Here is a 13560-nt window from a genome sequence, read left to right on the forward strand (position 1 = left end):
GAAGCGGCCATGAGGCCATTTTAGCCATCATGAACCCGCATTGGCCATCATGGCTCAGAATCTCCGGCGCCCTAGCCAGTGTCGTGCTTACAGCCGCGCTACTATTTGCGTTTGCGGCCTATGCAGTCCGGCCATTTACGGCGTGGTTCGGAGAGCAAACCCATGCGTGGCCAACCTGGGCAAACTTGGCCTTCATAGCCATCCTCATTGTTACCCCGACGCTGCTGGCGCGCCACCTGATCCGCCGCGATCAGAAGGCCGACCGCGCGAACCGCTGAGCATACGGCGCGCCGAGCCGGCCAGTGTCATAGCCCCGGCTCTGTAGCAGCGCCTGGACGATCCGTTCCGTCGCCTTGCTCCCCGTCTCGGCCGCCGCGCGACCGCGACTGTTCCGCGCTAGCACGTCCAGAACCGGGCTAATCTCGCTTGCAGGCATCAGCAGCATGCGTGCGACATCGTTGTTCCGCGCTTGGTCGGCCGTGACATCCATCACCGACTTTACCGCTTTGGCGCCCTTCAGCGCGGCCTGCCCTGCGACGGCTTTCGGACCACCGACTGTTCCAACCAGCGCCGCAACGCCTGCGCCTTCGCCGCCCTTACCATCGCGGATCTTGACCAGTTCCTCGGCAGCGTCGCGCATCTTGGTCTGACTGCCTTCGACGACGTGATCATAGACCCGCTTGAATGCGGCTTCGCGATCGACTGCATTGACGACTTGGTTCGCTCGGTCCTCGCCGAAAAGCTGGATGAGCTTGGCGCGGTTCCAGTCGCCATCGCCTTTCACCAAATCGCGGACGGCTAGATAGTCGTTGCTCTTCGTGCCAACCATGCGGTCGATGTCGGCGCGCACGCCCTGGCGCAAGCGGAACGTCTCGCCAGACGGGCCGATCGCCACACCCTCCGGCTGTACGCCGGTCCGGATCATGTCAGCCATTTCCTCTGGCCGCAGCGCAGTTTTCTCACCACTCAAAATGGACGGGCCGCGCTTCAAGCCATCTGACTGCCGCGCCAATTCGGCGAAGCGTCCGTCGATCTCCTTAATCCCCGGCACAGCTTGTCGCAGATGATCATCGATCGCCTGCCGCGCAAAACCGAGTTGGGTCTTCACCGCACTATCAGCCTCTTTCTCCGCCATGCCGTCGATCGCGTGGCGGATATTGAGGACTGCCCTGGGGTCGTCAGCAAGCACGCGCTGGCCCGGCACGTTCAGCATGTCTCGCACCTTCACGACTGCTGAGCGTGGATCGCCGCGCAGCGTTTCCGCCATGGTGTCGAGGGTCTTCGCTAAGGTCGAGGTGTCGATGGGTCCCGCTGCCGATAGCGCTGGCTCGTAGACGGTGCCGACAGCACTGCGTCCCGCCGCGAGTTCAGCTTCAACGCGTGAAGGCACGATGGCCTTGCCGAGCGAATTGTCGAGATCAGCGCCGATCCGCGCATTCGCAGCGTCCTTGCGTTCCGTCAGCGCAGTAACGATGCGGTCGCGGGCCTCGCCAGGACGAAGCGCCACGCCTTGTCCAAGGCCCTTCATCGTATCGCCAGCGTCGATCAGCATGGCGTCAGGGCCAAGCTTCGCCAGATCCTGCTGCATGTTCGGCTTGACGGCGCGCTGAGCGTCGAGAACGTCCGCAACGATCTGCACCGCACGGCTGTTATAGCCCGGCATGGTTGCGGTGCGGTTCACCAGAGCGTCGCCGATCCGCTGAATGACATTGCCAACGACTTTCCCAGCTACCGGAGCTGCGCCGCCGATAAGTCCGCCGCCTAGCGCGCCGGTTTTCGCTTCCTCGGCACGAGATAGAAACCCGCCCTCACCCGAATTAAAGCCCTGCAGGGATCCGACGCCCGCCCCCGAGCCCATGCTGGCGAGAGACCGCGCGGCCAGCCCGCCGCGCAGGCCGAACGCTGCAGGTGCTGCACCGGCCGCCATGACCACCGGCGCTACACCGCCGGCAATCTCGCCAGCGCTATAGCTGATCGGGTTCGCCTCGCGATGCTGGCGGTTGTCGGCGCGCTTCTGCTCAAGAGCGCGATCGTACGTCTCGCCGCCGCTTTCGACCCAACTCGGGGCTACCAGCCGAAAGATGCCACGCGCGCCAGCTCCAAGCAGGTCAGCCGGATCAGGTAGTGGCAGAATGCGAGCCCGCTCCGCCGCGCCCGGAATGATACTGGTGGCCGCCGCCGCAGATAGCTCGTCACCGGCTCCCAGTGTTAGACCCTGTGAAACGCCGCGCACGGCCGACGAAATCATGCCGGGCTGCTCAACGGGAGCGGCCGGAGCTTCTGGCGCCAACGGCGCGGCCTCCCACCAATTGCTCTGAGGCACCGTAGCATCTGCCACCAAGGGCGCCGCCTCCCACCATTCAGCCATTGTGTCCTCCCGTAAGCCAAGGGCAACTGTGGGCGAACATCACCCAGACCGAGGCATCGACGTCATCGGAAAAGTATCGTGCGGCGCGGCCTTCGAAGCTGAAGCCGCTTCGGCGAGCATAGTGTTGAAGCGATGCGTTCGTGCTCGGGATGCGGCAGACGAGGCGTCGTATGCCGCAGTCTTCGAAGATCCAAGCCGCGAGATAGCGAAGCACCGGACGTTGCAGCAGCCCCTTGACGGCCACGACGATCAGCTCGGCCTCGCCATGGCCCGAGAGGCGGTGGAGCGCGAATACCCCGAAACATTTCGCATCCCGGCGCACGAGCATCTTGGATGCCGGCGCGGAGTTCACCTGTAGCCCTGTCGCCTGGCTAAGATACGCCGGTAGCGCCGCAGCCTTCGGCAGCAGATCATCGCAAATCAGAATATGCCGCGCTGCCATTGCTCCGGCTTGCGCAGCAGTATGGTCCGCATGGTGCGGCTCCGAGACCATCAGCGCATCACCAGATGCGGCTTCGCGGCAGCCGGCGGCATGGTGGCAAGCTGGGTACGGATCATCATCCGCAGCGCGCTGGAAACCGTCAGGCCCAGCTCCCAGGCCTCCGCCTCGATACGGGCGCGCAGCTCGGGCTCAACGGAGACGGCGATTTGCTCTGAACGTTTCGGGCGATCCGCTCGCATGATGGCCTCCTTGGTTGGGAGACCGAACATCGCATGCCGCGTCGCTTTATCCAATGATACAAGCTATTTAGCCGTTACAGCCCATTCGGGGTTGTTGCTGATTGTTTGAGTTTGCCGGGTCGATGATGGCCAACAGAAATATTTCCAGTCGAGCCGATAATTTGTCAACCACAGTTGACAGTCAGGACTGGTAGTCTACTATAGTTGACATGATCGAAGTCCGCTCCACCTCGACATTCACCGACTGGCTTGCCGACCTCCGCGACCGTCAGGCTCGGGCCCGAATAGTCGTTCGGCTGGAGCGGATCGAGGCCGGGAACTTCGGCGACCACAAGTCGGTCGGTGAAGGCGTCAGCGAACTGCGGCTCACCTACGGCCCCGGATATCGGATCTATTTGACCCGACAGGGCGAGACAGTCGTCATCCTGCTCTGCGGGGGCGACAAGGGCTCGCAGGCCGGCGACATCAGGGAAGCGAAGCGATTGGTGAAGGAGTTGTGACCATGCCCCTCGAAACCACGAAGTTCAGTGTCCAGGACTATCTGAAGACGCCCGAGGACCGGGCCGCCTATATCGAGGCCGCTATCGAGGAGAACGATTCCGCGTTCCTCGTGAAGGCCATCGGGAATGTCGCGAGCGCCATGGGCGTGACCAGCTTCGCCGAGCAGACCGGGCTAAGCCGGGAAGCGGTCTACAAGGCCTTCGTCCGCGACGGCGGCAATCCGACCGTTGAAACACTGTTCAAAGCCCTGCGCGCTATCGGTGTCCAGATCACCGTGAAGGTGGCGGCTTAGCCAAAAATGCGCTCGCCCTGTGAAATTGGGGCGAGCGCAACTCATGCCGTCAGGAATGCCAGAGATATGGGATCTGGAGACCTAGGCGGCTAGCGTCATGCGACGCCACGGAAGTCGATCGAGCGAGACCCCGCTCAACCACCTAACGATATCGCCCGGCCCGAACGTTTTATGACGTTGCGCCCCTACCAGGCCGACACGGCAACCAAGCTCTCTAGTCCAGAGATTGATGACACCATTCCGTTCAGATGGGGTGTTGATGACACTGTCTTGAACGACGACGACCGCGAACGTTTGTCCTTGTTCGCGGACGACCGCGACTTGCCAATTGCTCATGTCGCCCTCCTCAAGCTGCGTTGCGCAGACCGAGCGCTTGTTCCGCGCTACCGGGATGGATGCGACCGAACTTGACGTCAGCAATTCTGCCTTGGTTGACGTCGAACCTAGCGGCAATTCTTGAGTAGAGGTCGCCGGCCGCGATCCGCAAATGGACCTCGACCGCCTCGTCGAAAGTGAGCTTATGCGATGACTGCTTAGAAGTTACGTTCATAGTGGGCTCCAAAAAAGAGCCCTGAGAAGCTTGACAGAAAGCCGCTGCCGCATGATGCTGCGGCCGTCAACACGACATTCCGCGGGCTTCTCAGGGCATCCGCGGTTTATGGAAACCGGGGCCGCCAGCCCCGGTTTTTCCATATGGGGAATCTTCCCCTGCAGCTATAATCGTCCGACTCTACCTAGCACGTCAAGTAGAATCCGCGGAGTTGCCGTTTAGACGGCCGCTGAGTGCCCATCGGGCAATTTTAGGCACCCAACCACCGCAAGCCATTCAGTGCCACTCAGTGGCCGTTTAAACGGGTGCAAAACAGAATTCGAACATTGCAGACTGAGCTGGATCCATTGCGGGATATCCAAACAGTGACCACCGGGTCATTTTGATGGCGCCTTCGAGGTTGGTACGAATTTCGTCCCAACCTATCGCCTATGGAGTTTCGCGATCTGGTCGTAAAACTCGACGAGCGAGGACTGGCGTCGGATCAGCTCAGCTGCTCGGTTCGTAACCGGTTTGATGCCGGAAATCCCGGCATCAAGGCAAACCGCTGAGGGCGACTTAGTTCGCTGGCGTCGACAGGATTACCGGCGGCAAGCCTGTCCGACGGACCCGCGCCAAAAGAACGGCTTTCGTACCTTTGGGCCTGAGCGACATCCGATGAAATTCGTCGGATGTGGGACGCCGCAATTTTGCGGAGAGTGGAATCAAAGACTTAGCCGACATCGTACGAAATCCGTACCGTGTCGACGCAAAGCCGGCATCTGGACCTCCTTAACGGTGGTGCAGGTCGCCGACCGCTGATCGTCAAACCGCCCGCCCGGATATCAGAATGGTTGGCACGAGGTCGCGCGGCTGAAGCCCAAGCCTCTCCCGCTCGTTCCGCTCTTCGATCAGAGCCGCCGCATAGGTGCTGGCCACCACGACCACTGCCCGCAACGGGCCGTGCGTTCCCCCCTCAAGCGCTTTGATCCGGCGCAAGTTGTCACGACTGGCCATTGCGGTTCGCCTCCAGCTTGTTCAGCCGATCCTCGAAATCACTGACCTCGATGGCCTTAAGATGGGCGTCGATCAGCTTGCCGATTTCGGAGGCCTCGCCCGGCGTCAGTTCGCCCGACGATACTGCAACGAGGACGGCTTCCGTCGCTGCCTTCACCTCGCCTGCGCCGCCGATCTTAGGCAGATCGAACATGACTGGCCTATCCCGACGCACCGGCACCAGGCGATCCATACAAAGCCGCAGCGCCGTCATATCACCCGCAAGGGCAAGGTCGATCGCCTTGCGCGTCAGCGTTTCGGCCTCGCCCTCTAGTAGCGCCTCGATGGCGAGCGTAGTGCGGTGGCGAGTGCCCTTGGCTTTGCCGGCCGGGTTTCCGCTCTGGCCGGGTTCGAAAGGCCGGCCGCGCTGCTTCTGGGCTGCATTTGCAGCGTCGGTAAGATCTGCGCTCACGATGGATGTCCCGTTTCTTGGCTCAGGCGTGCAAGCCGATATCGTCGTCGCCAATCCAGAACGCGCCTTGATCCGCACTCTCGCCTTCATGCGCTTCGACCAGAATGCCATTGTGTCCACCGTGGACAATTATGGCCGCGTGCTCGACCCATTTGGCCGCCGACCAGGGCGAGACATTGCTGCCGGTACGTAACTGGATCTCGTAAAGGGCCGAGGCGCGGCTATCGCAGTCGATGCGCTGGATTGCCCGAAGGATGCCCAAATCCCGGATGCCGGAAAGCATGAGGGTCATACGGACCAACTCCTCGGCGACGTCATCCCTGCTGACGATTGTGATGCCTCGGATGAGCACCGCCACGACGCGTTCGGTCTGATCGTTGGGGAACGGAATAATCTCAGCGGTCACAGGCAAATCTCCTCAAGCTGGAGAGCGCGCAGGAACGTCGCTATGACACTATGACGGATGATGACGCATGTTTGGGTATATCCCTTATAGGTGCGCGCGCACGCACACGTAACGGTTATAGGGAAAATGGCGTCATGAAGCGTCATAGTGTCATGGCTCGCGGTCACGCAGCGTCTCCGTAATTGTGCTTCGGTCTGATCTGAATGCCGCGAAAGCCTCTGCCGCTCATGATGCGGGCCGGCTCGACATCGCGACGGAGCAGCAAATCTCGGAAGCTGCGCATGCCTCCAGCGGTCTCGCCGGCCGCCTTGGCATAGTCCGACCATGAAGCGAACAGCTCTGTCGTCGTCGCCCACTTGTGCGTGTTGCCGGGCTCGACATCGCATTCCTCCTCCAGCCATTGCCCGAACAGGTCTTGGTCGGTGAAGTAGGCCTCGGTCGCCGCTGTCACGCTCTCGGGACGCACCAGCCCGTTCGCCTGCCAGTCAAGGCAGCCGTCGATGAGCCAGCGGAGGATGCCTGGCCATTCGGCCTTGAGCTTCTGCTCCAGCGTCCGGTCAGGCGTCGCCGGCTTGCGCGTGAACGGCACGATGTTGAAACGCCGCCGGGCAGCGTCGTCCACGTTGCGCAGCACCGGCTTGTGATTGCCGATGATGAGCAGCTTGAACGCCGGCTGGTAGGTGAAGAAATCTTGCCGCATGAATCGAGCGGAGACGGCATCACCGCCCGTGATGGATTTGATCCGTGCTTCGGCCCAAGCTTTGCCCTCTTCGGTCTCAGAGGCTATCGCAAGGCGCGCTCCGCGGAGCATGGCAAGCTCGGTCGGATGCTTGTCGCCGCGCGAGGCCGTGAAGGTGTCCATGGCCGCAGTAACGGCATAGTCCTTCAGGATGCCGCTCAAGACACCCACAAGCACGCTCTTGCCGTTACCGCCAGGACCGTATCCGAAGAACAGTGCATGCTCGCGCGTGTCGCCGGTGAGGCAGTATCCTCCCCACTGCTGCAAGAACCGGATCAGGTCTTGATCCTTGCCTGTTGCCTCATCCAAGAACTGGAGCCAGCGGGGGCAGTCTGCTCGATCGGCCGGCGCCACGCTCGTCAGCTTTGTTATACCGGCGCGCGGGTCCGCTGGACGAAGCCTGCCATTGCGCAGATCGACCGTGCCGCCAGGTGTGCCGAGCAGGAAGGGGTCAGCGTCCCACTCCCGCATTGACACCGCCAGCGCTCTATCGCCCTGGGCGAAGCGCTCGACGCCTGAAGCGTAATTCGCCTTCCGGACCTCGCGGACCTCTCGCGGCGTGCTGCCCTCGGTCATCTCTCGGGCGAGGCAGCGAACGAAGTCGAAAGCCCGTTCCTTCGTGTCCTGCTCCCAATGGGCACCGGACCATTCAAACCAAGCACCTGTCGAGTGGCAATAGCGGAGGCGGTCGACGTAGCGGTTCGCAAAAATTCGGGCGAGCGCGTCTTGCGAGATCGTGCCGGCCTCTATTGTTTCGGCTTCGGCAATCACGCCCGAGACGGAAGCGGCGCCCGGCAGGCCCGCGAACTCTGTCACCTCCAATACGTCCTCGCTGCCGAGCTGATTTTGCAGTGCGTCGTTCGCGTCTTTGCCGAGGCCCGGCTTGGGGACGACGATCAAGACTTCGCGCCCGGCCTCGCGCCACACCGCTCCGACCTGCGCAACAGCTTTTGAACTTGCGCCACCATCGTGTTCGCCATGGACTGCAAGCGTGTCGACGCCTTCGAGTGCGGGCAGCTTGGCAATGTTGCTGGCCGAACCCATCGCCCAGGCAGGGCCAAAGCCCATTTGCAGGCCGGAAAGCACGGTCTCGATGCCCTCTCCGATTGCGAGATAGCCGCGTTCGGGATCGAGCGGCGAAAGCATGATGGCCGCGCCCGCTGTCGGGGCATACGTCAAACGGTCAATCTTCTTGCCGTCAGGCGTCAGTGCCGTGCGATGGATGGCAACGATGTCGCCGGTGGCGACAGAGCGGTAGGCCGCGACCATGCAAGGATGCCGCTGGCCGGGCCTGAACGGGCAGTTCGGATGATAGCGGATCACCTGCATTGCAGCGCTCTCGGGAATCGAGAGCCCGCGCAACGCCAGATAGGTTTCGACTAGCGTTCCGCGCGGGTCTACGGCCTCGCCCCAGATGCGAAGAGCAGAGGCCCGGCGCTCCAGCACTTCTGGCCCAAGCTCGGCCGGTGCTTCATCGTCTGGAAGATTGGCCGCGCCGCGCACCATCCGAGCGAAGGCGCCATACCCTGAACCAAGGCGACGGTTATCGTCGGGTTGCCAGACGACGCCGAGCTTTACCTCGACATAGGCCTTGCAGGTCATGGCATCGTCGCCGCAATGACTGTGAACCACCAGATTACCGGCGTTGCCGACCTTGACGGCAAGGCTTCTGTCCTTTGTCGAATGACCGGGACCGGGCGCGAGCACCTGGCCACTGCTGATCTCGCCACCGAGGGCCTTTGCGATCTGCGGGAGAGACAAGTTCAAGGCTGCTCTCCCTTCGCTATGTGGTCGAGCAGCGCGCCGAGCGGCCCGGCAGCGTTGCCGCGCTCATCTCGCGTGAGAGCAGCGCGCAGGGTGTCGAGCGGGCACCCGAACTGGAGCGCGAGGCTTGCCGTCACCGCCGCATCGCGGGCGATGGCCTGCATGTCCTCGCCGCTCTTCGCGGTTGAGATGAAGATTTCCGCTAGGCGTCCGTCAGCGAACCGGCTCACGCCAGCCGTGAACTGTCGGCCACGGTAGTCGATGGCTAACGTCTCTCGCTCTCTGCGATCGGGGAGGCGGCGTCGCTTCAGATCATCCATGGATGACCTCCGAGGCATAGCGAGCCAGCAGGGCGGCTTCCGCCCTGCCATGGTCCTTTTTGCGGGAGAAGTGCTCGGCCGAGACGGGGAACAGGCGCAGCGCCAAGGCGCGCGCTTGCTCCTTTCCCTCGCTACCTCCACCCAAGCGGAAATGCTTCTTCCAGAGCTGCGGCGTCGCCAGATGCATCGGAATGCCAACTAGCCCGACCGTGACCTTGGCGACGGCATAGGCCGCGCCGAAGCGGAAGGCCTGCACGGCGCCGTCCCGAGGCATCGGACCGACCTGCTCGACCAGAGTGAAGGCCGGCTCGTGCTGATGACGCAGCAGGCGGGCGAGCGAAGCGTGCTCGACCTCGCTGCCAACGACCGGCATGTCGAAGACGGACACACGGTCGGGCGTGTGGGGGAAGTAGAAAGCGATGGCGCCGGTCAAGCCGCGGTCGATCGCCGCGAGGCAGAGAGGCAGCATCATGCGACCTCTCCCGCAAGCCACGCCGGCAATGCCGAGCCCTCTTCGATCCGAGCCGAGGCCCAGCGCCGATAGGCAGGCCTTGCATCCCTCCAGTCACGAAACCAAGTCTGACGAAACGGCTTCAGCCAGGCGAGCCCCGCGTCGCGCCATTGTGGATGCTCAGAAAGCGCATAGATCGCAGCCGCCTCGATGCAGTCGATTTCCTGCTCGTGCAGATGCTCCAGCCCGCCGGTGGCGATCAGGCCCAACGCTAGCCCCATGATCTTGGGCATGGGCAGCGCGCGCGCCTGCCAGCCTTCGGCCTGCTCCATATTATCATTCACGGCGGACAGGAGGGCAGCAGCGCGCTCGCACCAGTGGGGTTGATCCATCAGCAGTGTCACGAAGCATTCGACCGGAATGTCCATCTCGATATCGTGCGGCAGCGTCGGATAGATCGGCTTCGTCGGTCGGTTCAGCGCGATACGGGGCGGGGCACGGCCGCCGAAGTCATCGAGCCAGTCCGTATCCAAGCGGCCGGCCTCGCGAACGCGCTTGGCGAACGCAGCGCGCCGTTCTGCCGAGTGGATGCCGGCAAGCAGCGCCGCACCTTCCGTCGAGAGCGTGGCTCCCTCCGGGTCGTCCGGGCATTCGAAGACATCGATGATGATGCCGTAGGGTGTGGGCATGGTGCCGATCTTAACGCGCGCGCTCATGCCGCCCTCCCGACGCCGTAGTCGACAAGCTCGATCCGGACGGGCATCTCGAGCGTGTAGACTCCGTGGTCGCCGATGCCGTGCTTTTCGTAGTCGGTGCGGATCGTCAGGCCGAACTCGTTCCGCAGGTCGCAAACGTAAGACGCGAGCCGGAAGGGAGGGCCGCCGGGGAAGTCGTAGGCGCGCAGGCCCCTATCGCCCTTCTTGACGAGCAGGATCAGCGTCAGCGCCTCGCGGCCGACAGGATGGATCGCCGAGCCGTCAGGCAGCCAGGCCTTGATCCGAGGATATCCGCGACGTGCCATCAGCGCGCCTCCTTCGGGCCAAGCTCCGCAAGCTGCGCAATGATGGCAGCATGCGGCGCCGTGACGCCGAAGCGCCGGGAGATCCTGTTGACGATGACGGAGGGGATGGTATCTTCGCAGGGCATTCCGGCCAGGAATGAAGCCTTTGCGAGCCCGGCGCTTTCCCCGCGCCGGGTTTTGCTTTGGAGCTGCATTAAATCACGCGGCCTCCCTGTCGGAGGGCTCGCGCACCGGCAGGGCAAGCAGCCAAGCGCGGGCATCTTCGTAAAGGATGATGAGCTTTCCGGCAGACTTGCGCGCCTTCAGGCGGCCGGCCGCGATGTCGGCTTGGATCTTGGAGCGGCCCCAGCCCGAGGCCCTGATAAGCCCCTGCATGTCATAGGCGAGGGGCGGCGGTTCGTGGAGATGGCTTCCCATCTTTGCCTCCTGCGCTGTCTCGGCCCGAAGCGGGTTGGATCAGCACGCAGACGGTGACGACGGGAAAAAGCGCAGTCGATATGCAGAAAATCGCGCAAATCGCGCAATAAATCGCGCATGTCGGATAGTTGCGCGATTAACCTAATCAGTACCGCTGGCGGTGGGGCGCCCCCGGCTTCGTGTCCCTTTGATCCAGCCCCGAACCATCTCCCGCGAAACGTGGAAGCGCGCGGGATAATCTGCCTCAATGAGCTTTTGAGAGCGCTGGCGCATCGTCCCGCCACGGACCTCTGCCATCTCTTGATCCCATTCCCGGCGAGCGTCGGCCTCGGAGCCTTTTTTCGCGCCCGCATCCACTTCGACGGGAGCGGCTGTTTCCTCGATTTCAGCGGCCGGCTTATCCGGCATCGCCGGCCAAATCCTAAGCACTTCGTCACGCCGGACAGTTGGTGCTCGCAACGAAGACTGGCCCGGGGTCTCGATGATGTCGACGCCTCTGATTGTCTTGACAGAGAAGTCCTGCCAGCTAGCGCTGGATATCGAAACGCGACCCCCCTGCTCGGTAATCGCAGAGCACCCGAGGCCACCTTCAGCAAATTGCCGCAGTAGATCAGCGCGAGCAAAGCCAAGCGACTGTCTGTCTTCGACCTCGTAAAGCAGTCCAAACCAAGTAGCTGGTATCTTTCTGTCCAAAACGTGCAGATGAGTGCCGCCTTTCGTAAAGATAGCGCGGGGCTCCTTGATGCGGACGATGGTCACTTTGGGCAGCACCCGCCAGACGCGAGACTGCGATCGATAAGCTTCGGTCACCTTGGCAACTGCGGACGGCTCTCGATGGATGATCCATGTGACTGCCATGGGAAGCGTCCAGTCAGGCATTGCGAGAACGTCGATCGATGCCGGATCAGGATAGCTCTCGAAGGGAGGCCATCCCTTCGCCTCGCTGAGCGCTTCAGCTTCGGCTCTTGTCAGCAACCCGTCTTCGGTCATTCCGCATGCCGCATAGCGCTCGCCGGTGAATTCCCCGAAACCATCGGTATCGAATTGCCTGGCCTCGCGATCCGCGAGCCATTGCGGTCTGAGCGCATCGAACTTCGCTACGATGCTGTCTTTCGGGGTGGCCATCAGCCGGCCGCCTTCGCGCGGATCGGCGTCACATTACTTGCCTTTGCCTTTGGCGCGCCAACGAATCGCGCCCATGCGTCCATCAGCTTGCGGCGCTTCTCCAGCGCGTCGCCTCGGCGGTAGGCGCGTTCCGTCTGGTCGCCGACGACATGCGCAAGGGCCGCTTCTGCGACCTCACGCGGGAACGCTGTGCACTCGCCGGCCCAATCCCGGAACGAGCTGCGGAAGCCGTGAACGGTCAGCCCCTCGTGCTTCATCCGCTTCTTGAGCAGGTTCGCCATCGCCATGTTGGAGAGCGGCTTCCCCTGCCGAGCGCCGGGGAAGACAAATTCGCTCTGCTTCACTTTCTCGGCGGCGTCCAGAATGGACAAGGCACGGTCAGTCAAAGGCACGCGGTGTTCAAGGCCAGCCTTCATCCGCTTGCCCGGGATGGTCCACACCTTCGCCTTGCGATCGATCTCCGCCCAGGTCGCGCCGAGGACTTCACCCGATCGGCTTGCGCACACGATGGTGAATTCGAGCGCGAGGGCGGCGGTCGCCTCGCGCTGGCGAAGGTCCGCCGCGAAATCGGGGACATCGGCATACGGCATCGCAGCGTGATGACCGCGCTGGAGCTTCTGGCGCCTGGGCAAGAGATGATCCAGATGGCCGCGCCAGCGAGCGGGGTTTTCGCCTGACCGAAGTCCCTTCGCCTTCGCGGCGTCCAGTACCCGCTCGATCCTGCCGCGAAGGCGCGATGCCGTCTCCTGCTTGGTCAGCCAGAGCGGCTTAATCACGTCCAGAACCTGTTCTGTTGTCACCGCATCAATCGGGAGAGGCCGCAGTGCTGCGGCATAGGTCTTGAGCGTATGTGACCATTGCCAACGATGCTTCTCATTGCGGAAGCCGGATTGAATGTCCTTCACCAGATCGTCGGAGAACTGGCCGAAGGTCTTTTGCCCTTCGGCGGCAGCGCCGGCCTCGCGCTTCGCATCGATAGGGTTGATCCCGGCCTTGACCTGCTTGCGCGCGTCGGACGCCTTATCTCGGGCATCGGCTAGGGAGACAGTAGAGACGCCTCCTAGGCCCATCTCCTTCAGCTTGCCTTGCCAGCGAAACAGGTACAGCCAGCTTTTGGCGCCGGCAGCGCTGATTGTCAGATAGAGCCCTTCGCCGTCGTTGTGACGGCCCGGCGTCGTCAACGTTGCGACGGTGCGGGCGGACAATCGTTTGAGCTGCCGTCCCATGCCAATCCCCAACTCTTTCCCCAACTCGTGCAACGGATCATAACAGACCGGAATGAGCTGGAATAGATAGCAGCGCTCGTAAGCATCTGAAAATTCAGCGATGGGGCAAGCTGGATAAAGCCGGGTAAGGCTAGGGTGTAGTGGACCTCAGCTCCACCAAGGCCTTCCCGCTCAGCGATTGATTTAGCCCACCTGCGCGGGAGCGTGGCGGCTTTGGCATCCGGTTCTCTGCCATAGATCGTGGACGCGGGT

Annotated in this window: 16 protein-coding genes; 2 read left to right on the forward strand and 14 right to left on the reverse strand. The window is 62.5% G+C overall.

Annotated features, from left to right (window positions below; genetic code table 11):
- Window positions 1-250: 250 nt before the first annotated feature.
- The 3 genes from AC1DR6_RS00605 to AC1DR6_RS00615 all read right to left on the reverse strand — a co-directional run bounded on the left by AC1DR6_RS00605 (window position 251) and on the right by AC1DR6_RS00615 (window position 3049).
- Window positions 251-2248, reverse strand: a complete 1998-nt coding sequence (locus tag AC1DR6_RS00605; RefSeq protein ID WP_476827238.1) for a hypothetical protein — start codon at window positions 2246-2248, stop codon at window positions 251-253.
- 112 nt (window positions 2249-2360) lie between these two features.
- Window positions 2361-2861, reverse strand: a complete 501-nt coding sequence (locus AC1DR6_RS00610; protein ID WP_476827239.1) for a GNAT family N-acetyltransferase — start codon at window positions 2859-2861, stop codon at window positions 2361-2363.
- Window positions 2861-3049, reverse strand: a complete 189-nt coding sequence (locus AC1DR6_RS00615) for a hypothetical protein (RefSeq protein WP_476827240.1) — start codon at window positions 3047-3049, stop codon at window positions 2861-2863. Before AC1DR6_RS00615 ends, AC1DR6_RS00610 begins: the two co-directional genes overlap by 1 nt.
- A 209-nt stretch (window positions 3050-3258) precedes the next feature.
- On the opposite strand from AC1DR6_RS00615, the gene AC1DR6_RS00620 reads away from it, so the two are divergent.
- Both AC1DR6_RS00620 and AC1DR6_RS00625 read left to right on the forward strand, forming a co-directional pair.
- Entirely contained in the window at window positions 3259-3549 is a 291-nt protein-coding gene (locus AC1DR6_RS00620; RefSeq protein WP_476827241.1) for a type II toxin-antitoxin system RelE/ParE family toxin, read from the forward strand.
- 2 nt (window positions 3550-3551) lie between these two features.
- Window positions 3552-3842 (forward strand): addiction module antidote protein, encoded by a 291-nt coding sequence (locus AC1DR6_RS00625; protein ID WP_476827242.1) that lies wholly within the window; start codon window positions 3552-3554, stop codon window positions 3840-3842.
- Window positions 3843-4188: 346 nt separating this feature from the next.
- Here the strand turns inward: AC1DR6_RS00625 and AC1DR6_RS00630 are convergent, their stop codons facing one another.
- The 11 genes from AC1DR6_RS00630 to AC1DR6_RS00680 form a co-directional block, all read right to left on the reverse strand.
- Window positions 4189-4392 (reverse strand): hypothetical protein, encoded by a 204-nt coding sequence (locus tag AC1DR6_RS00630; RefSeq protein WP_476827243.1) that lies wholly within the window; start codon window positions 4390-4392, stop codon window positions 4189-4191.
- A 982-nt stretch (window positions 4393-5374) separates the two neighbouring features.
- Window positions 5375-5839 carry a DUF5681 domain-containing protein gene (locus AC1DR6_RS00635; protein WP_476827244.1) on the reverse strand — a complete coding sequence of 155 codons (465 nt, stop codon included), beginning with the start codon at window positions 5837-5839 and terminating at the stop codon, window positions 5375-5377.
- A 22-nt stretch (window positions 5840-5861) separates the two neighbouring features.
- Complete coding sequence (locus AC1DR6_RS00640) at window positions 5862-6245, reverse strand: hypothetical protein (RefSeq protein ID WP_476827245.1); 384 nt, start codon at window positions 6243-6245, stop codon at window positions 5862-5864.
- Window positions 6246-6408: 163 nt separating this feature from the next.
- Complete coding sequence (locus tag AC1DR6_RS00645; protein ID WP_476827246.1) at window positions 6409-8490, reverse strand: phage/plasmid primase, P4 family; 2082 nt, start codon at window positions 8488-8490, stop codon at window positions 6409-6411.
- A gap of 257 nt (window positions 8491-8747) precedes the next feature.
- On the reverse strand, window positions 8748-9068 hold the full coding sequence (locus tag AC1DR6_RS00650) for a TSCPD domain-containing protein (protein WP_476827247.1): 321 nt from the start codon (window positions 9066-9068) through the stop codon (window positions 8748-8750).
- Window positions 9061-9540 carry a hypothetical protein gene (locus AC1DR6_RS00655; RefSeq protein ID WP_476827248.1) on the reverse strand — a complete coding sequence of 160 codons (480 nt, stop codon included), beginning with the start codon at window positions 9538-9540 and terminating at the stop codon, window positions 9061-9063. Before AC1DR6_RS00655 ends, AC1DR6_RS00650 begins: the two co-directional genes overlap by 8 nt.
- Entirely contained in the window at window positions 9537-10235 is a 699-nt protein-coding gene (locus tag AC1DR6_RS00660) for a hypothetical protein (RefSeq protein WP_476827249.1), read from the reverse strand. Before AC1DR6_RS00660 ends, AC1DR6_RS00655 begins: the two co-directional genes overlap by 4 nt.
- Window positions 10232-10540, reverse strand: coding sequence for a winged helix domain-containing protein (locus AC1DR6_RS00665; protein WP_476827250.1), 309 nt, complete (start codon window positions 10538-10540; stop codon window positions 10232-10234). Before AC1DR6_RS00665 ends, AC1DR6_RS00660 begins: the two co-directional genes overlap by 4 nt.
- Before the next feature lie 198 nt (window positions 10541-10738).
- Entirely contained in the window at window positions 10739-10957 is a 219-nt protein-coding gene (locus tag AC1DR6_RS00670; RefSeq protein ID WP_476827251.1) for a helix-turn-helix domain-containing protein, read from the reverse strand.
- Between the two features lie 141 nt (window positions 10958-11098).
- On the reverse strand, window positions 11099-12082 hold the full coding sequence (locus AC1DR6_RS00675; RefSeq protein WP_476827252.1) for a hypothetical protein: 984 nt from the start codon (window positions 12080-12082) through the stop codon (window positions 11099-11101).
- Window positions 12082-13341, reverse strand: a complete 1260-nt coding sequence (locus AC1DR6_RS00680) for a tyrosine-type recombinase/integrase (protein WP_476827253.1) — start codon at window positions 13339-13341, stop codon at window positions 12082-12084. The genes AC1DR6_RS00675 and AC1DR6_RS00680 overlap by 1 nt, the downstream gene beginning before the upstream one ends.
- Window positions 13342-13560 lie beyond the last annotated feature (219 nt).

This window comes from Allobosea sp. P5_A5 (assembly GCF_056400625.1).